This is a genomic window from Mucilaginibacter sp. AK015, from assembly GCF_014200785.1.
Classification (GTDB): domain Bacteria; phylum Bacteroidota; class Bacteroidia; order Sphingobacteriales; family Sphingobacteriaceae; genus Mucilaginibacter.
Genome location: NZ_JACHCV010000001.1, coordinates 372,094 through 392,317 on the forward strand (window position 1 = coordinate 372,094; position 20,224 = coordinate 392,317).

At 43.6% G+C, this 20,224-nt stretch carries 10 protein-coding genes; 8 read left to right on the forward strand and 2 right to left on the reverse strand.

Annotation, left to right across the window (positions count from 1 at the left end; genetic code table 11):
- Positions 1-61: 61 nt before the first annotated feature.
- Both HDC91_RS01560 and HDC91_RS01565 read right to left on the reverse strand, forming a co-directional pair.
- Positions 62-1,417: a PAS domain-containing sensor histidine kinase gene (locus HDC91_RS01560; protein WP_183547859.1), complete on the reverse strand. Its 1,356-nt coding sequence runs from the start codon at positions 1,415-1,417 to the stop codon at positions 62-64.
- Positions 1,407-2,765, reverse strand: coding sequence for a sigma-54 dependent transcriptional regulator (locus HDC91_RS01565; RefSeq protein ID WP_183547861.1), 1,359 nt, complete (start codon positions 2,763-2,765; stop codon positions 1,407-1,409). The genes HDC91_RS01560 and HDC91_RS01565 overlap by 11 nt, the downstream gene beginning before the upstream one ends.
- 301 nt (positions 2,766-3,066) lie before the next feature.
- Between HDC91_RS01565 and HDC91_RS01570 the strand changes: the two genes are divergently transcribed.
- The 8 genes from HDC91_RS01570 (at position 3,067) to HDC91_RS01605 (ending at position 20,199) form a co-directional block, all read left to right on the forward strand.
- On the forward strand, positions 3,067-4,320 hold the full coding sequence (locus HDC91_RS01570; protein ID WP_162432555.1) for an efflux RND transporter periplasmic adaptor subunit: 1,254 nt from the start codon (positions 3,067-3,069) through the stop codon (positions 4,318-4,320).
- A 133-nt stretch (positions 4,321-4,453) separates the two neighbouring features.
- Positions 4,454-5,131 carry an ABC transporter ATP-binding protein gene (locus tag HDC91_RS01575; protein WP_162432554.1) on the forward strand — a complete coding sequence of 226 codons (678 nt, stop codon included), beginning with the start codon at positions 4,454-4,456 and terminating at the stop codon, positions 5,129-5,131.
- A gap of 142 nt (positions 5,132-5,273) precedes the next feature.
- Positions 5,274-7,631, forward strand: coding sequence for an ABC transporter permease (locus HDC91_RS01580; protein WP_183547863.1), 2,358 nt, complete (start codon positions 5,274-5,276; stop codon positions 7,629-7,631).
- A gap of 111 nt (positions 7,632-7,742) precedes the next feature.
- Entirely contained in the window at positions 7,743-10,118 is a 2,376-nt protein-coding gene (locus tag HDC91_RS01585) for an ABC transporter permease (protein WP_183547865.1), read from the forward strand.
- A 100-nt stretch (positions 10,119-10,218) separates the two neighbouring features.
- Positions 10,219-12,609 carry an ABC transporter permease gene (locus HDC91_RS01590; RefSeq protein WP_183547866.1) on the forward strand — a complete coding sequence of 797 codons (2,391 nt, stop codon included), beginning with the start codon at positions 10,219-10,221 and terminating at the stop codon, positions 12,607-12,609.
- Between the two features lie 122 nt (positions 12,610-12,731).
- Positions 12,732-15,086, forward strand: coding sequence for an ABC transporter permease (locus HDC91_RS01595; protein WP_183547867.1), 2,355 nt, complete (start codon positions 12,732-12,734; stop codon positions 15,084-15,086).
- Between the two features lie 87 nt (positions 15,087-15,173).
- A complete protein-coding gene (locus HDC91_RS01600) occupies positions 15,174-17,579 on the forward strand; it encodes an ABC transporter permease (RefSeq protein ID WP_183547868.1) in 2,406 nt (801 codons plus the stop codon).
- A 220-nt stretch (positions 17,580-17,799) separates the two neighbouring features.
- Positions 17,800-20,199: an ABC transporter permease gene (locus HDC91_RS01605; protein WP_183547869.1), complete on the forward strand. Its 2,400-nt coding sequence runs from the start codon at positions 17,800-17,802 to the stop codon at positions 20,197-20,199.
- Positions 20,200-20,224 lie beyond the last annotated feature (25 nt).

The following is a 20,224-nucleotide window of genomic DNA, read 5'->3' on the forward strand; positions in this document are numbered from 1 at the left end:
GCAAAGTGTTCATACAAAGTTTTGAGATTTCTTCGTACCTCGTAATAACGATATTTATTATTTAATTATTTGCAAACTGCAATATAAATACCGAACCTTTACCCTCGGTAGATTGCACCTGTATATTGCCCTTATGTAGCAGCATTATTTGCTTACAAAGGCTTAAGCCGATGCCGCTGCCGGTTTTTCGGGTGCTAAAAAAGGGGATAAAAATCTTATCCAGCAGTTCGGGCGGCATGCCAAGCCCGTTATCTGCAACTTTTACCAGCGTACGGTTGTTGCTTTGCATCTCGGCAGACAGGGTAATGCGGGGCTCCCCACGGTCTTTAACCGCCTCGATAGCGTTTACCAGCAGGTTTATCATTACCTGGTCCAGCAGGTTTATATCGGCCTCAATTGCCAATGCCGGGTCGCGCAGGATGATCTCCAGTTCGATATTCTTTTTCTCGAGCGTAGGGCGCATCAAGCTGGCCAGGTTCTCGAACATATTACGCACCAGTATCTTGTTCAGATCAAGCTTGGTTATCTTATTCAGGTTGCGGTAGCTTTCGGTAAATTTTAGCAGGCCCTCGCTACGGCGCTTAATGGTGTCTATACCCAACGATATGTCTTCCAGGTCAACCCCATCCAAATTTTCGGTAATATCGGGGCTTTGCAGGCGGTTTTTTAGCGTATCGGCCAGTGACGAGATAGGAGCCACCGAGTTCATGATCTCGTGCGTCATCACATTCAGCAGCTTAGACCATGCCTTTGACTCCGTTTCGTCCAGCGCCTCGCTTACGTTCTGAAAAGCAATAAGCTTGTACATTTTTTCGTCGCTGCGCATTATACTTGCGGTTACCAGCATTTTTACCTGCTGCTGATCGCGTGTAATGGTCAATACCTTCGAATCGCCTGGTTTAAGCTTTACCACATCCTTATAAAGGGTAGGCTCGCGCTTTTCCAATGAGTGTATGGTTTTCAGATAAGGGATGCTGATCAGTGTTTTAAAAGCTTCGTTTATCCAGCTGATCTCGCCGGTTTCCTGTTCATAGCTTAAAATACCGGTATCAACCAGTTCTAATATCTTTTGCAGGTAATGGTATTGCGTTTCGCGTTCGCGGCTGATGAGTTTGAAAGTGGTATTGATGTCATTAAAGCCCTTGCGCAGGGGCTTCAGCTCATTCGGCGCCTTGCGGACATCAAAATGGCGCGAAAAATCGCGGTAGTGGATAGACTCAACAAACTGGTTAACCTCGTCCTGCGCCTTTTTGTTAAAGCGTATCAGGTCGAGTACGGAATATATAACCAGGGGCACGGTTATCACATTATATAAAAAGTTGCCGCCACCCAATAGTAAAAACGCCGTTGCTGTAACAGCCGCAAATAAAAATAGTACACGCAGCACCAGCCGCCATTCGTAACGGTTAAATATCATATTTGCTCAATCTGCGGTATAATGCGGTACGTGTTAACCCCAGCTCTTTAGCGGCGCGGGTAATATTGCCGTTGTGCTTTTCTATAACGCGCAGTATGGCATTCTTTTCCAAAGTGCTTAACTGAATGTTATCATCGTCAATCATGCTTTCGCCGGGTGTTTCCAGGATTGAAAATATCAGGTCGTCGGGTTTTAATATGCTTTCGTCGGCCATGATCACCGCACGTTCAATGGTGTATTGCAGTTCGCGTACGTTACCCGGGTAGTTGTAGCTGCGCAGCTTTTGCAGGGCGGCGGGTTCAAAATCTATCGCCGGTTTAAGGTATTTGCTGCTGTATAGCTTTGCAAAATGCCTGGCCAGTAACACAATATCTTCGGCACGCTTGCGCAACGGCGGCATATTTATTTCAACAGTATTGATGCGGTAAATCAAATCTTTCCGAAACTTATTCTCGTTGGCCAGCTCCTGTAACGGAACGTTAGTAGCACATATCAGCCTGATATCTATATCAACCGGCTTGTTGGTACCCAAACGTGTTACCTGCCTGTTTTGCAGTACGGTTAAAAGCTTGGCCTGCTGCTGTAAGCTAATGTTTCCAATTTCGTCAAGAAACAAGGTGCCGCCTTCAGCCTCTTCAAACCTCCCCATGCGATCTTCGCGGGCATCGGTATACGCGCCTTTTTTATGACCGAACAATTCGCTTTCAAACAACGAGTCGGTTAGGGCGCCCACATCCACCTTTACAAATGGCTTGTCGGCACGCAAAGACCGTTCGTGTATAGCCTTTGCCATCAGGTCCTTACCGGTGCCGTTCTCGCCCAGTATAAGTATATTGGCATCGGTAGGGGCTATCTTATTCACTTTGTGAAATATATCCTCCATTATTTCCGAATCGCCCAGGATGGATGTTTGGCCCGCCCCCCCTTTAACAGATGCCTTGGCACTTTTACTTCCGCCTTCTTTTTTATCGAGCAGGTCTTTTATGGTATCAATCAGCTTTTCGTTATGCCACGGCTTCACCACAAAATCGTTAGCCCCTTCTTTTAACGATCTCACGGCCAGATCAATATCGCCGTACGCCGTTATCATAATTACGCAAACGTTGGGTTTCCACTCCTTTATTTTACGCAGCCAGTATATACCCTCGTTACCGGTGTTAATAGCGCTGTTAAAGTTCATGTCTAAAAGCACCAGGTCAACCTGGTTACGCTGTAAAAGCCAGTTCAGGTTCTCGGGGTTTTTTTCGGTGATAATTTCGTGTGTCTCTGTTTTAAGCAATAACTTAACTGCCGTTAGTACATCGGGGTCATCGTCAACAATTAAAACAGTTGCTTTTTTTAGTATCATTTACAGTATGTGATTAGTTGGTGGTCTATAGCATTTATTAGCATACTACTAACCCCTGCAATTTAATATTTTGACACGAAATATCGTACCATTAAGCTTACAATAACTATTATATTGATAATCAACCACGAACCGTTAACCGCCAGCTGCGACCTTAAAAAGGCACTGTATCATAACCGAACACTTGCTGTAACAGAAGCGAACGGTGCACTATTGAGTTTTGAGTATAATATGTTGAAATACAGTAATTTAATTTGTGGCATGTGTTTTTGTACTCAGTTACAAAATATTAATAAATACAGTGGATAGAGTTATACAAAAAAAGAAATGGAGTACTAAGCGCCTGATGACCATTGCCGGTATTGCAGGTGTGGTAATTTTAGTTGCGGGTAGTATATTTTTTACATCGGGCAAAAGTAAATTGAACGTTGATACCGAACGCATCACGATAAGTGAGGTAAAAAAAGGCGCCTTCCAGGAGTTTATTCCGGTTAATGGCGTGGTTATGCCTTTTAACACGATATTTCTTGACGCTGTTGAAGGCGGCCAGGTAGAAGAAAAATATGTTGAAGACGGCGCTATGCTTAAAAAGGGCGACCCGATATTAAAGTTAAGCAACGTTGACGAGGAGCTTAGCCTTGCGGCTCAGGAATCGGCGGTGTTTGGCGAACAAACCCAAATGCAGATAGCCCATAACAACGCGCAGCAAAACACGGTAAGTAAACTTAACCAAATGGCCGAAGTTGACAACGCCTTTAAAGAGGCCGAACGCGTGTGGTTGCTTGATAAAAAACTTTACGAGCAAAAAGCCATTGGCTTACAGGAATACCAGTCGGCAAAAAACGCTTACGATTATGCCTTACGCCGTAAAAAACTCACTACACAGATATTAAAACAGGATACCGCGCTTACCATACAGCAGGAGCAACAGGCTAAAGAGCACTACGCGCAAATGAAAGCGGCATTAACGCTGATGCGTAAAAAAGTGGCCAGCTTAATTTTAAGGGCACCTGTAGATGGCCAGTTAACTGCGCTTGATGCCGAAGTTGGTCAAAACAAGAACAAAGGCGAGCACCTGGGCCAGCTGGATGTACAGAATGGCTTTAAGGTACAGGTTGATGTAGAGGAGCATTACCTGTCGCGGGTGTACGCCGGCTTGAAAGGCGATTTTACCTTTGCCGATAAAACGTATAAACTGGTTATCAAAAAGGTTTACACCCAAATTGTTGGAAGCCGTTTTAAAGTTGATATGGTATTTGATGGCGAAGTGCCGAAGGGCATCCGCAAGGGCCAAACCTTACAAATACGTTTAGCGCTTAGCGACGAAACAACCGCGCTACTTTTACCTAAAGGTGGTTTTTACCAGCAAACAGGTGGCAACTGGATATTTAAAGTGAGCGACGATGGTAAAACGGCTTACAAGGTAGATATACAGATAGGCCGTTACAACACCGATAATTACGAGTTATTAAAAGGGTTAAAACCTGGCGATAAGGTGATTACTTCGAGTTACGAAAATTATGGCGATATACAGGAACTGGTGTTAAAGAAATAGCCAGGTGTTGTAACGTTATTATAAACTATGCGTCTTGTATAAAAGGTCGGAAGAGATTATAAACACAATAAAAATATAAATCACAATTAACAAAAAAAGACCCCGGCCAAAGCGCCGGGGCGGGGGAGGCCAAATGATCAAAATTACAAATCTGGAAAAATTTTACCGCACCGAAGAGGTAGAAACCATTGCATTGAACAAGCTTACGATGGAAGTTAACACAGGCGAATTTGTGGCCATAATGGGGCCGTCAGGTTGCGGTAAATCAACCCTGCTCAACATCCTTGGTATGCTGGATGATCCGGATGAAGGCAGCTATGTGTTCAACGGAATCGAGGTAGCTCACTTTAATGAGCGCAAACGTGCCGATCTGCGCAAACACAATATCGGTTTCGTGTTTCAAAGCTTTAACCTGATAGATGAGTTAACTGTATTTGAAAACGTGGAATTACCACTTATATACACCGGCGTAGCTTCTTCTGAACGTGTAAAAAGGGTGGAAGAGGTGTTGGATAAAATGCAGATCATGCATCGCCGCAACCACTATCCGCAGCAGCTATCGGGTGGCCAGCAGCAGCGTGTGGCTATTGCCCGCGCGGTTGTTAACAAACCAAAACTGATACTTGCGGATGAGCCTACCGGTAACCTGGATAGCAGCAACGGTAACGACGTGATGGAATTACTAACAGATTTGAACGAACAGGGTACTACCATAGTAATGGTTACCCACTCTGAGCATGACGCCCGTTACAGCCACCGCATTATCCGCTTACTGGATGGCCAGACTGTGATGGAAAACATCATGGTATAATACCGCTACTTTTAGTTTAATTAATATAGTTAAGTGTGCCTCCTGCCTGCCTCTCTGCCTGTAAAGGCGGAGGGGTTTGCTTGAGAATTGGCTTATAATCAGGATCGTCATGCTCAAAATTTGACCGGTAAACCGATAGATCATGTTAAAAAACTACATAAAAATAACCTGGCGTAACCTAATGAAGAACAAAGGGTTTACCGCCATTAACATTGTCGGGCTGGCGGTAGGTATGGCCAGCGCCGCGCTTATATTATTTTGGGTACAAAACGAGGTAAGCTACGACCAGTTCCACGAAAAGAAGGACCGCCTGTACCAAATGTATAACCGGTCGAAAATTGAGGGAGAAGTATGGGCATGGGGTACCACTCCAAAACCTATGATGGCAACCCTTAAGCAGGATTATCCGCAAGTTGAACAGGCTACACGTACAACCAACGCCAATTTCCTTTTTACCATAAACGATAAACATTTAAACCTCACCGGTTCTTTTACCGATCCTGATTTCCTGACCATGTTTAGCTTCCCGCTGATACAGGGAAACCCTAAAACAGCCTTAAATGACATGAAGAACATTGTGCTTACCGAAAAAACAGCTGTAAAACTGTTTGGTAACACTGATGTATTGGGTAAAACGGTTAAAATTGATAGCGTTGATTACTTTACGGTAACCGGCGTAATGAAGGACCTGCCGAATAACACCCGTTTCACCTTTGAATACATAATGCCGTGGAAATACTGGGAAAAAATAAATGGCGGCCCTGACAAGAATTGGGGTAATAACTCAGTAGCTACTTACATAGTTTTAAAGCCGAATGTAACGGAAGCGTATTTTGACGGTCAGGTAAAAAATATAACCCGCTCGCACTCCGAAGTAAAAGATATTGATGTGTTTGTGCATCCCGCAACCAAATGGAGGTTGTACTCTAAGTTTGAAAACGGACAAATCGTAGGGGGGCGCATAACCACTATAAAGCTGTTTAGTATAATTGCGGTATTTATACTGCTTATCGCCTGCATAAACTTTATGAACCTGAGTACCGCCCGCAGCGAAAAAAGGGCGAAAGAGGTAGGGATACGTAAAGTAGTTGGCGCCGGTAAAGGCAGCCTGATAGCACAGTTCATGGGCGAATCTATTTTGATTGCCTTACTTGCCGGTGCGCTTGCCCTGATCATCGTTCACATATCGCTGCCATCATTTAACATCCTGACTGAAAAGAACTTGTTTATACCGTTTGCAAGTGCAACATTTTGGGTTATTGTGGTTGTGTTTATACTTTTTACCGGTGTAGTATCGGGCAGTTACCCGGCTTTGTACCTGTCATCATTTGCCCCGGTAAAGGTTTTAAAAGGTACATTCAGAGCTGCTAACGCGGCATTATCGCCGCGCAAAATTTTGGTGGTAACGCAATTTTGGTTTGCAATTGTACTTATCATATCAACCATTATTGTTAAAGAACAGCTTGACTATGCACAAAGCCGGGATACCGGCTATAAGAAGACCAACCTTGTTTACACCTTTTTGCAGGGTAATATCGACAAAAATTATGCGCTGATACGTAACGAACTGCTGACAAGCGGCGCGGTTACATCAGTAACCAAAACCAGCGCTCCGATGACACAGGGCTGGAGCGACTCGTGGGATTTTAACTGGGATGGAAAAGACCAGGGCTCTAAAATCGATTTCAATATGTTTAATGTCGACGGCGATTTTAGTAAAACCATGGGCCTTAAAATTGTTGAAGGCCGCGATATCGACATCAAAACTTATCCATCAGATTCATCGGCCATTTTGATCAACGAGGCCGCGCTTAAGCTGATGAAGTTTAAAAACCCCATTGGCCAGATAGTACTGCGCGATAATCATAAGCTTGTTATTGTTGGCGTTGTAAAAGATTTTATCCTGCAATCGCCGTATGAGCCGGTTAAGCAAATGATCATACAAGGGCCAAGCGCGTGGTTCAACGTTATGCATTATAAACTTAACGAAAAAAACACCACGGCCCAAAACCTAAAGCTGGCCGAGGCAGTGTTTAAAAAGTTTAACCCCGACTACCCGTTTGATTACCACTTTGTTGACGAGGAGTACAACCAAAAATTTCAGGACGAGCAGCGTACGGGCACATTAGCGTCGCTTTTTGCCGGGCTTACCATATTTATATCATGCCTTGGCTTATTTGGCCTGGCAACCTATATGGCCCAAAACCGCATCAAGGAAATTGGTGTACGTAAGGTATTAGGGGCATCGGTGTTTGGCGTAACCTCAATGCTTTCAAAAGATTTCCTGAAGCTGGTTGGAATAGCGTTCATATTTGCTATACCCGTTGCCTGGTACGGCATGCACACGTGGCTCCAGGGGTATTCGTACCGGGTCGAGATAAGCGTTTGGGTGTTTGCTGTAGCGGCCTTTTTAACAACACTGATATCGATTGTGACCGTAAGTTTCCAGGCGGTAAAGGCCGCTTTGGCAAACCCGGTAAAGAGTTTACGGAGCGAATAATAATTTAGTGAATGATTGATCGAAAATGATTGGAATTTGGCTTTTCGTATTCATTTTTTATGATTTAGAACTTAAAGTTCAGGATTTAGTATTTAACCAAAGCCAACCATTATGTTTAAAAATTTTGTAAAAGTGATGTTTCGTGGCCTTAGTAAAAATAAGGCGTACAGCTTTTTAAATATATTCGGTTTGGCTATTGGTATTACCTGTGCCGCCCTGATTTTTTTATGGGTGGAGAACGAGGTTAACTATGATGCCGGGCAAGTAAAAAAAGACAGGCTTTACATAGCGCGCGAAAATCAGAAATACGACACTTACGTATTTACTCACCAGAGTACCCCCGGTGTAATGGGGCCGGCCATACAAGCCGAAATACCCGGCATCGCCAACGTTTGCCGCACAAGTGAAGGTAACAGTTCGTTATTATATTCTTATAACGATAAGCCTGTATTTGCCGATACCTGGTATGCCGAACCATCGGTGTTTAACATGTTTACACTGCCCTTTGTTGATGGTGATGCTGCATCGGCGTTTAAACAATTGCACTCGGTAGTTATCACGCAAAAAGCTGCTATTAAATTTTTTGGTACGGATAAAAATGTCGTGGGCAAAAATATCCGGGTTGACAATAAACAGGATTATACCGTTACAGGTGTTTTAAAAGATATTCCCTTAAATACCAGCATCAGGTTTGAGTGTGTTATGCCTTTTCAGGTATTTTGGGATAAGAGCCCCTGGTTAAAAAGCTGGGGCAATAATTCATTAAATACATATATCGAACTAAAACCCGGTGTTAATCCAAAAACGGTAGATAAACAGCTTTACGGGTTTATACAAAAACGCGAGCCTCAGAATCTTGGTCACGTGTTTTTATTCGGCATGGCCGACTGGCACCTGTATGATGAGTTTAAAGACGGCATACAAACCGGCGGCGGCCAGATAGAGTATGTGCGCCTGTTTACCATTATTGCCTGGATAATTATTTTCATTGCCTGCATTAATTTCATGAACCTTGCCACAGCCCGCAGCGAAAAACGAGCCCGCGAAGTTGGTGTGCGTAAAGTACTGGGAGCCGGTAAAAGGTCGCTTTCGCTGCAGTTTATAGGCGAGGCGCTGTTTATGTCGTTTATAGCCGCCCTGCTTTCAATTGTTTTAATGGCTTTAGTATTGCCCGCGTTTAACATGCTCGTGCAAAAGCAGCTTAGCATCGGTTTTAATAACTATAACCACATACTTGCCCTGTTAGGCCTTACTGTTGCGTGCGGCTTAATCGCTGGCAGCTACCCATCGTTATACCTGTCGTCATTTAATCCGGTAGCGGTACTAAAGGGCCTGAAGATAAAAGACAGCGGAGCAGCTTACATCCGTAAAGGTTTGGTGGTAATGCAGTTTACGGTATCGGTGGTGCTCATCATCAGTACCGTTATCGTGTATCAGCAAATACAGCATGTAAAAAGCAGGAACCTTGGCTTTGATAAAGATAAATTAATGGAGATAGGCTTGCAGGGCGACATGGCCAAAAACTATGCTCCTATAAAACAAGATTTGCTTAATACCGGCTTTATACAAAATGTAGCATTATCAGATCATTCAACTATTTACGGCGGCAACAACACATCAGGCCTGATCTGGGACGGTAAAGCGCCAGGCTCAGAGGTACTGATATCGCAACGGTATGTTACCCCCGAATTTTTTGAAACATCGGGCCTTAAGCTTTTAGATGGCCGCAACCTAAGCGAAACCGATACAACATCAAAACCTGTAGCAACGGTAATTACCCAAAGCCTGCAACAACTAATGGGCAAAGGCAGCGCACTTGGTAAACGCATACATTACCAGGGAGATACAACATCGGCTGTTGTTGTGGGAGTTGTTAACGATTATGTGTACGGCAACATGTACGGCAAACCCGATCCGGTTATGTTTTTTAGCGCAAGCCCCGTACACACAGATAGGATGTATGTTAAAATTAAAGCGCAGCAACCGGTAGAAGCTTCTGTTGCAGCTATACAAGCTGTGCTCAAAAAAGATAACCCTGCATACCCCTTTGACTATCGCTTTGTTGACGACCAGTTTAACCAGATGTTTTTAAGCGAGATGCTGGTTGGTAAGTTATCAAGAGTGTTTGCCGCGCTGGCCATCATTATATCATGCCTTGGCTTGTTTGGCCTGGCCGCTTACACCGCCGAGCGCAGGATTAAGGAAATTGGTATCCGCAAGGTGCTTGGGGCAAGCGTATCGGGTATAGCAAGCCTTTTATCAAAAGATTTTTTACAGTTGGTTATCATATCCTGTGCAATAGCCTTCCCGCTGGCATATTGGGGAATGCAAAACTGGCTCAAAACGTATCAGTACCATATCGATATTCAATGGTGGGTATTTGCCGCTGCGGGTTTTTCGGCAATTGTTATAGCAGTTGTTACCATCAGTTTTCAATCAATAAAAGCTGCTTTAGCAAATCCGGTGAGAAGCCTAAGGAGCGAATAGCCTGGGTTAATTATGGACGTTTCAAGCTTCAATTTAGAAGCGGAGTTTAAGATCTGGGGATTAGCATTTCAAATATAGAATTAGGATTAATTTAAATATCATGATAAAAAATTATTTAAAAACGGCCTGGCGTAACATACTGCAAAATAAGTTTTATGCTACCATTAATGTTGCCGGCTTAACTGTTGGCCTGGTTGTTGGATTGTTTATGCTGCTTTGGGTTCAGGACGAGCTGAGTTATGATAAAGCTAATTCTAATGCAAAAAACATATACAAGGTTGGCATAGTTGGCGGTACAGGCATCAGCAAGCAGATATTTAATAATATTATAGCACCCGTGGCAACTTTTGCCAAAAACGAGATACCCGAAGTAAAAGATGCTGTGCGTATCATGTCTATCGGCGATGCGCCTTTCAAGTATAAAGACAAGGTATTTTACGAAAGCGATTTTGCCTTTACCGATCCTTCATACTTTACCGTATTTGATTTTAACCTCATTAAAGGCGACAAACGCAACCCTTTCCCGGATAATAATTCGTTAGTGATAACTGAAAGCACTGCTAAAAGGTATTTTGGCGACGAAGACCCCATCGGTAAAGTGGTGATCATGGGGCAGAATGAGCAATGCAAGGTAACCGGCGTAATACCCGATTACCCTGCTAATTCCAGCTTTCAGTATCATGTATTGCTGCCTATATCGCGTTTTAATGATCTGGCTTATGTGCAAAACAAAAAAAGCTACGATAATAAAACCATAATACCGTCAATGGATGCCGATTGGTCGAACTTTGGCTTTCAGACCTATTTATTGCTTAAGAACAACAATGTAAGCGCCCAGCTATTAGAGAAAAAATTACAGGCCATACATGAGCGCAACAAGCCCGAAGATGCGCCGGTGCCTTATCTTACACAGCCCTTATTGAAAATGCACCTGTACCAGGCAGACGGTACCGACGGCGGCATGTCAACCGTCAGGACCTTCGCTATTGTTGCCTTAATGATATTGATAATTGCCTGTATCAATTATGTAAACCTTTCCACAGCGCGTTCAATGCTCCGGGCTAAAGAAGTAAGTATGCGCAAGATAATAGGCGCGGGTAAATTGCAGCTTTTTATACAATTTATGGTAGAAACCGCGCTGCTGTTTATCATAGCCGCTGTATTTGCTTTTGTACTGATGATTGTATTGCTGCCCCACTTTAACCAGTTCTCGGGTAAGCAGATAACGTTAAATCTTTCTAATTACAACATTTGGCTATGTATTGTGCTCACACTGGTAGGCACCCTTGCTGCATCAAGCATATATCCGGCGCTGCTGTTGTCATCTTTTGAACCGTTAAAAGCCCTTAAAGGCAAGGTGTCTGTTAGCATAGGTAATGTCGCATTTCGCAGGATATTGGTTGTCTTGCAGTTTGCGGTGTCGATTATTCTTATAGCCGGCACATTAGTAATCGGCAGTCAGTTAAAATATATCCACAACAAAAACCTGGGGTACGACAAAGAGAATGTACTGTCTTTCGGCATGCGCAATGATATGCAAAAGCATTTTGATGTGGTGCAAGCCGAACTGTTGAAAAGCCCGGCCGTGCTCGATGTTACCCGTGCAGGTCGTAATATCATTACAGGCGGCAGCTCAACCGGCGATAACGACTGGGACGGTAAACCGCTCAACTCAAACATGTGGTTTAACCAGATCTATGCCGATAAACACCTGATACCATTTTTTAAAATGAAAATTATAGAAGGGGCTAACTTTGAAGGCGTTGTTGCCGATTCGGCCCACTTTATTATAAACGAAACGGCCGTTAAAGAAATGGGCTTAAAAAACCCGATAGGTAAAAGGCTGCGCATACAAACTATAAACGGAACCATAATAGGGGTGGTAAAAGACTTTCATTTTACCACTATTCATAAAAAAATAGAACCAGCCGTTTTTCAATACAGCCCGGATGATTGCTGGCGCGTTTATATTAAAACCACCGGCCGCGATGCGCAAAAAGCTATTGCAGCCCTGCAGGTTTTATGGAAGCGATACAATAATGATGTACCTGTTAATTATGCTTTTTTAGATGAAGCATACAACAAACTGTACACCACAGAGCAAAAGCAAGGCGCACTGTTCAACCTGTTTGCAACTATTGCCATCGTAATATCGTGCCTCGGCCTTTTTGGTCTGGCAACTTATTCGGCGCAGGTTAAAACCAGGGAGATTGGCATCCGAAAAGTGCTGGGTGCAAGCGTAGCCAGAATTATAAGCCTGCTGGCAGCCGAATTTATGGTGCTTATAATAATAGCCATTGTAATTGCCATACCCGTAGCCTGGTTTGCCATGGATAACTGGCTGAAGGATTTTGCTTATAAAGTGAACATCGGGTGGGCGGTATTCCTGTTTGCGGGCGGCGGCGCTACATTAATTGCCCTGGCTACCATTAGTATACAATCTATTAAGGCGGCGTTGGCCAACCCGGTAAAAAGCCTGAGGTCTGAGTAGATCATCTGGTGATCAGTGAATGATGAATTAGTGATTCGATTGGCCCCTTAGGTTACAACTTGGGCATGTATGTTTTAGAGTTTAGTATTTGGGTTTAAAAATCAGTATTTAAAAACGTTATCATGATAAAAAATTACGTAAAAATCGCCTGGCGAAACCTTGTCAGGAACAAGGGCTTCGCTATCACCAACATTTTGGGGTTAACAATCGGGATGATATGCACCATCTTTATTTTTTTATGGGTGCGCGATGAGATAAGTTTTGATAAGTTCCATAAGAACCATGATACTATTTACCAGGTAATGGCTACGCGCGATTTTAAGCCCACCATTTTTACCGATCCCAACATGGTGCTGCCCCTGGCAAAAGCTTTGGAAGGCAATAACCCGCAGATAGTAAGAGCGGTTGTTACCTCGCATCAGGAATCGCACCTGGTTGAGTACAATAACACCAAACTTAAAAAAGACCTCTATGTGGCCAGCGAGGAGTTCTTTAACATGTTCACCTGGAAAACCATCAAGGGCAACCCATCTGAAGCACTAAGAGACCCGAAATCTATCATTATAACCCAATCTGCCGCTAAAGCGTTTTTTGGTGATGCCGACCCAATGAACAAAATGGTAAAGATCGATAACCAGCAAAGCTATAAAATAGCCGCTGTGATCGCCGATCCGCCGGGTAACTCTACCTTTAAGTTCGATTTCATCGAGCCGTTTGATTACACATCTGATTACGTAAAGAACCGGATGAAGGAGTGGACCAATTCGTCGCATAATGTATTCGTGCAAACCACGCCAAACGCCAATATGGCTGCTGTAGATAAATTTATTGATAAGATAAAACACGATAACTCAAAGGGTGATAAGATAAGCACGTACTATACCTTCCCGATGAATAAATGGCACCTGTATAGCGAGTGGAAAGACGGCAAAAACGTGGGTGGTATGATAGAGTATGTGCGGATGTTTACGGTTATAGCCATCATTATACTGCTGATAGCCTGTGTAAACTTCATGAACCTAAGCACCGCCCGCTCAGAAAAACGCGCTAAAGAAGTGGGCATCCGCAAAACATTAGGATCTGATAAAAAACAGCTTATTACCCAGTTCTTTTTCGAGTCTATAATTCTTGCCTTAATAGCCTTTGTACTGGCAATAGGTTCGGTTTACCTGTTGATGCCATTCTTTAACACACTGGTGAGTAAAAACCTGCACCTTACTATCTTCGAACCATTCTTCCTGCTGGGCTCGCTGATAATCATATTGTTCACAGGGGTAGTGGCAGGCAGTTACCCGGCTTTGTATCTTTCGTCATTTAACCCGGTTAAGGTGCTTAAGGGAACATTTGCGGCAGGTAAAAGTGCGGTGCTGCCGAGGCGGGTACTGGTAGTGGGGCAATTTGTAATGTCGATATTGCTCATATCGGCTACTATAATTGTTTACCAGCAAATACAGCATATCAAAGACCGCAGCATTGGCTACAACCCTAACAACCTGGTTATGGTGCCCTCTTCAAGCGATATCGACAAGAGTTATGCAGCTATTAAACAGGACTTGCTTAACACTGGTTTGATAAGCGCCGTAACCCGTACATCTTCACCAATAACTGAGATCTGGTGGAAATCCGGCTCGCCGGATTATGCGGGGAAAGCAGCCAACGGAGACATTATTTTTTCGGGCTTAAACGCTGATGTGGATTTTACCAAAACCATGGGCATAAAAGTATTGCAGGGCCGCGATTTTACAAAAACACCGGGCGACACGGCCGTGATGCTGATAAACAAAGCTGCTGTTGAAGCCATGAAACTGAAGAACCCTGTGGGGATGGAAATGCGCTACGGCCGTAAATTTACAGTAGCCGGTGTTATAGATAACGTAGTAATGGCATCGCCTTACGACCCGGTAGAGCCGCTGATGATATACTACGACCCCAACAGTTCAAGTATGATAGATATCCGACTTAAAAATGGGGTAAGCCCGCAGGCCGGTATCAAGGCCATGGAACCCATATTTAAGCAATACAACCCGCAAAACCTGTTCGAATACCAGTTTGTAGACCAGGAATTTGGTAAAAAATTCGTAACGGAAGAATTGATAAGCCGCATTACCAACATCTTCGCCGGGTTGGCTATATTTATTTGTTGTATTGGTTTGGCCGGCCTGGCATCGTTCACCATCGAGAAGCGTTTCCGCGAGATAGGGATACGTAAGGTTATGGGCGCATCTGTACAGCAATTGTTAATGCTTATCTCTACCGAGTTTTTGAAACTTGTTTTGGTAGCTTTTGTAATAGCGGTGCCGCTAACCTGGTACCTCATGAATAACTGGCTGCAAAAGTACACTTATCACGTAGGCATCAGTATTTGGCTGTTTGCCGTTGTGGGCGTATTAATATTGCTTTTGACCATGGTGGTAGTGAGCCTTAACACCATGAAGGCGGCCCTGGCTAACCCGGTAAAAAGCTTGCGCAGCGAATAAAGAAGTCCATAGTCAGATAGATGATAGTCCATTGTTATTTCATCTATCGACTATGGTCTATGGACTATCGACTAAATAAATTGAATCATGCTAAAAAATCACTTTAAAACCGCGTGGAGAAATTTTTGGAAACACAGGGGAACCGGCTTTATTAATATTGCCGGTTTATCTGTTGGTATGGCCTCTGCCGTCCTCATATTTATATGGGTACAAAACGAACTCAGTTTTGATAAGCAGGAACCTGATGCTGCTAATATCTTCCGTATTAAAAATTATCTTTCGTTAGATAAAACCACCACCTGGGTGTGGGAAAACTCGCCCTATCAGATAGGCGACGCAGCTAAAAAACAGTTGCCCGAAATAGAAGCAGTAACTCGCTTAAGGCCCGTTAATTACATGCCGGTGTACTTTAACATCAATGGCGAATTCTTCCCCGAAGAAAAAGCTGCGTATGTGGATAGCGAGTGGTTTAATGTTTTTAAGGTTGATTTTGTAAGTGGTAACGCCACGGCATTCAATCAGCACCCGTTTAGTATAATACTTTCAGAAAGCAGCGCTAAAAAGTATTTTGCCAACCAGGATGCTATTGGCAAAACCATAAAAATAGACTCGAACAACTACCAGGTGCAAGCCGTTATGAAAGACGCACCGGCAAATTCAAGCTTTAGGTATGATGCTTATATCCCGGTTGCTGCCAGGCATGCCGATGTAAAGCAGCAGCAAAACGAAATGCAGTGGGGCAATTTTTATTACCTCACTTTCCTGAAATTACGCCCCGGCACAAACATTAAAAAGGTTACCTCGAAAATAAAAAGCATACTCGAAGAAAACCGCAAGCAAAAAAATCTGGAGATAGGTTTAACTCCGCTTAGCGAAATACATTTTGAGAACGACCTGCAAAATTCGAGCATTATACACGGCGATAAAAAGGTGGTAGTAATATTTATTGTGCTTGGGGTGCTGTTACTGCTGATAGCCTGTATTAACTACGTTAACTTAACCACAGCACGGGCGAGCTTAAGAGCAAAAGAGGTGAGTATTAAAAAGATAGTTGGCGCCGGGCGATCACAGCTTTTTATGCAGTTTGTAGCCGAATCGGCATTGGTAAGCCTGATGGCGCTGGTTTTAACCATTGTTATTGTAGCTGCATGTTTACCCGCGTTTAACAGCTTCACCGAACGCAATTTTACCCTTACGGCAGATTCAAGGTATTTATGGGGCACGCTGCTGATAACTTTGCTTGCCACCATTGTTTTAAACAGCATTTATCCCGCGCTACTGTTATCATCTTTTAAACCTTTAAATACGTTTAGGGGAGCCAGCATATTACGTTTAAAAGATACTTCGCTGCGTAAAGGGCTGGTTGTGGTACAGTTTACTTTTTCGATATTTTTGATTGTTGGCGTAATAACTATATACCGGCAATTAGCATTCATCCGCAACCAAAATCCGGGTTATAACCGCGAGCAGGTGATGTCGTTTAATGTTTCCTACAAACTGCTTAAAAAATATGATGCGAAGCAAGGGGCAGCGTTAATGTCTACCATAAAACAAAAGCTGTTATCACAATCATCCATCGAAGCAGCCTCGCTTACCGACGTGCAATCGGTGCTGAATAATGATGGCTCATCATCCGGCGATAGTAACGATTGGGATGGCCGTCCGAAGGATTTTGTGCCTCCTATTACTTTTGTTGGCGTTGATCGCGATTACACTAAAGTGGTTAATCTTAAAATGACGATGGGCAGGTGGTTTTTGCCGGGTACTGAAGATAAGCACAATGTTATACTCAATGAAACCGCCGCCCGCGAATTTAACCTGCATAAACCATATATTGGGCAGCGTTTTACCGCGCAGGGCGATACAGGGCGCGTAATAGGGATTGTTAAGGATTTTAACTTCCGCAGCTTTCACGAAAAAATAACGCCTCTGGTGATGAAAAATACTGATGAGTATTGCAGTAGCTTCCAGATAAAAGTGGCAGCGCATAAACAAGGTGATGCTATAAAGGCGGTAGAGGCTATTTGGAAGGAAAACTTCCCCGGCGAGCCTTTCTCATACCGGTTTGTTGACCAGGAATTCGATAAAATGTATCGCAACGATGCCAAATCATCAGGTCTGATGTCGGTATTTGCCATAGTGGCCATTATCATATCGTGCCTTGGCTTATTTGGCCTGGCAGCCTTTACTGCCGAGCAGCGTGGTAAAGAAATAGGCATACGCAAGGTCCTCGGCGCAAGCGTACCGGGCATTGTATCGCTCTTATCAATTGATTTTATTGTGCTGGTAGTAGTAGCCCTGCTTATAGCATCACCTTTAGCCTGGTGGCTGATGGGTAAGTGGCTGCAAAATTTTGCTTACCGTATTGATATGCAATGGTGGGTATTTATACTCGCTGGTATAATTTCGGTACTTATAGCCTTTATAACCGTAAGCTTCCAGGCTATAAAAGCGGCTGTGGCCAACCCTGTTAAGAGTTTACGTTCGGAGTAGAAGTAGGAGATCAAGAAGCAAGAGACAGGACACAATTGATTCGGTCTTGTTTCTTGATTTCCTGCATCTTGATTCACTAACCGAAACTGTATCGTAACCGAACATATACTGTTACGCTTGCGAACGTATCGGCAAATGTAAAAGAAATGTAACTTGCTGATTATCAGTTTTTTGATTGTTTGGCATTTTTTTTAACTTACCATAATCAAATAACTTTACCATGATCAGTAACTATTTAAAAATAGGGTGGAGAAACCTGCAAAAACATAAGGCTTTCTCCTTCATAAACATTTTTGGTTTAGCAATGGGCATAGCGGCCTTTTGGCTTATTAGCTTGTATGTTGCTGATGAATTAAGTTATGACAGGTACAATACCAAAGCCGATCGTATTTTCCGTGTTGCACAGCACGGCCTGTGGAACGGCGGCAAATTCGACCTCGCAATTACCTCGCCCCCTTATGCACCCACTTTAAAATCAGCGTTTCCGCAGGTAGTTGATGCCTGCCGGATAGATCCGGAAGGCGGCAGCAAGATCAAATATGGTGATAAAGCATTGGAAGAGGGAAGCATGCTGTTTACGGATAACAGCATCTTCAACATATTCAGTTATCAATTTTTGTATGGTGATGCCAAAGACGCGCTTGCCAAACCACAATCTATTGTACTTACCAAAACACTTGCCGAAAGTATTTTTCGTGATGCCGCACTGGCAGTAAATAAAACCATAATACTTGGCGACCAGCCTGCAACCGTTACCGGCGTAATTGCGGATGTGCCTGTAAACTCACACTTTTCTTTTAAAGCGTTGCGCGCGTTCCCTGCCGATTATAAATCAGATGATAGCCAATGGGGAAACGTAAGCATCTACACTTACGTACTGCTTAAAGATCATGATAGCTACAAACAGATAGAAGCGGCGGGAGGTACTTTCTTTAACAAGTATCTCAAAAAGGATATGGGGGCAATGAAATTTACGATGGAACTGCAGCCCCTTACTAACATCCATCTGCACTCTGCTCTTAGTTACGAGATCGGCTCGAACGGCAACATCACCTATGTGTATGTTTTTAGTATTACTGCCTTGCTGATACTTTTTATTGCCATAATAAATTACGTAAATCTTACCACCGCGCGCTCGTCCATACGTGTTAAAGAAATTGGTGTACGCAAGGTAATAGGGTCTGGCAGGAAGCAATTGATGATCATGTTCTTCGCAGAATGCATCCTGCTAACTTTTATCTCAACGGTTTTGGCGGCCATCGTCATTCAGTTCACCTTGCCGTACTTTAACCAACTATCGGGTAAAAGCCTGGTGCTGCTACAATTCGGCACCGCCAAAACCATTGCCGCGTTTATAAGCTTTTGCCTTATAGCAGGCATTTTAAGCGGCATTTATCCTGCATTATTCCTGTCGGGTTTTAAAACCATACCCGCCATGAAGGGCCAGTTGGGCAACCAGCATTCAACCATTCTTTTCAGGAAATCGCTGGTGGTGTTTCAGTTTGTTATTACCATTGTAATGATAGCCGGCTCTTTTATCATTTATCAGCAGCTAAACTATTTTCAAAAACGAGACCTGGGTTTCAATAAAGCACAAACGCTTACTTTCCACATCAACAACCGCGAGGTGCGTTCGAAAATTGATGCTATTAAACAACAGCTGCTGTTAAACTCGGCTATTGAAGCTGTTGGCATAGCGGGCAACCCGATAGGGAACAACAATATAGGCGGCGGTGATTTTAACCTTGGGCCTGACGGCAAGGCCACACCCGAATCTAAAATAGTGCAAAGCCTGCAGATAGATGAAGATTTTATCCCTACGCTGCAGATAAAAATGGCGGGCGGGCGCAATTTTTCGAAGGATGTTAGCAGCGACGCTAAAGATGCCATTATTGTAAACGAAACGCTTGTTAAAGAGTTGGGCTGGAAAGATGCTGTTGGCCGGCGGGTACGTACAGGAGTTGATAGTGACGGCAAGGTTATAACGCAAACCATTGTTGGTGTGGTGAAAGATTTTAACACTTATTCGTTACAGCATAAGATAAGCCCGATGGTTTTGTACCTCCCTTCGGAAGCTAAGGATAAAGACAATTTATATGTGCGTATTGGCAAGGGTAACACCCAGGCATCGCTTGATTACATCACTAAAGTTTACAGCGAATTTGATATCGAGAATAAGCCCGAATTCCATTTTCTTGACCAGAACTTTGCAGCACAATACCAAACCGAGCAAAAACAGGGCAATATCCTGTTGATATTTACTATACTGGCAATAAGTATAGCTTGCTTAGGCTTGTTTGGCCTGGTAACCTTTACCGCCGAGCAACGGGTGAAGGAAATTGGCATCCGTAAAGTGTTAGGCGCAAGCATTACCAATATTGTAAGCCTGCTGTCAACCGATCTGATGAAACTGGTACTTATCGCTATAATCATTGCAAGCCCCATAGCCTGGTTTGCTATGGACAAATGGCTGCAGGATTTTGCCTATAAAATTGACATCAACTGGTGGGTGTTTTTGCTCGCGGGCGGCGGTGCGGCGCTTATAGCACTTGCTACCGTAAGTGTGCAATCAATAAAGGCGGCATTAACAAACCCGGTAAAGAGCTTGCGAAGCGAATAGATGATGGTATTGTTCATGGTAATTG

What these genes read in the sequence shown, in the direction of transcription:
- HDC91_RS01560 (WP_183547859.1), bottom strand. Translation starts at nt 1,417, where the DNA reads ATGATATTTAACCGTTACGAATGGCGGCTGGTGCTGCGTGTACTATTT.
- HDC91_RS01565 (WP_183547861.1), bottom strand. Translation starts at nt 2,765, where the DNA reads ATGATACTAAAAAAAGCAACTGTTTTAATTGTTGACGATGACCCCGAT.
- HDC91_RS01575 (WP_162432554.1), top strand. Translation starts at nt 4,454, where the DNA reads ATGATCAAAATTACAAATCTGGAAAAATTTTACCGCACCGAAGAGGTA.
- HDC91_RS01580 (WP_183547863.1), top strand. Translation starts at nt 5,274, where the DNA reads ATGTTAAAAAACTACATAAAAATAACCTGGCGTAACCTAATGAAGAAC.
- HDC91_RS01585 (WP_183547865.1), top strand. Translation starts at nt 7,743, where the DNA reads ATGTTTAAAAATTTTGTAAAAGTGATGTTTCGTGGCCTTAGTAAAAAT.
- HDC91_RS01590 (WP_183547866.1), top strand. Translation starts at nt 10,219, where the DNA reads ATGATAAAAAATTATTTAAAAACGGCCTGGCGTAACATACTGCAAAAT.
- HDC91_RS01595 (WP_183547867.1), top strand. Translation starts at nt 12,732, where the DNA reads ATGATAAAAAATTACGTAAAAATCGCCTGGCGAAACCTTGTCAGGAAC.
- HDC91_RS01600 (WP_183547868.1), top strand. Translation starts at nt 15,174, where the DNA reads ATGCTAAAAAATCACTTTAAAACCGCGTGGAGAAATTTTTGGAAACAC.
- HDC91_RS01605 (WP_183547869.1), top strand. Translation starts at nt 17,800, where the DNA reads ATGATCAGTAACTATTTAAAAATAGGGTGGAGAAACCTGCAAAAACAT.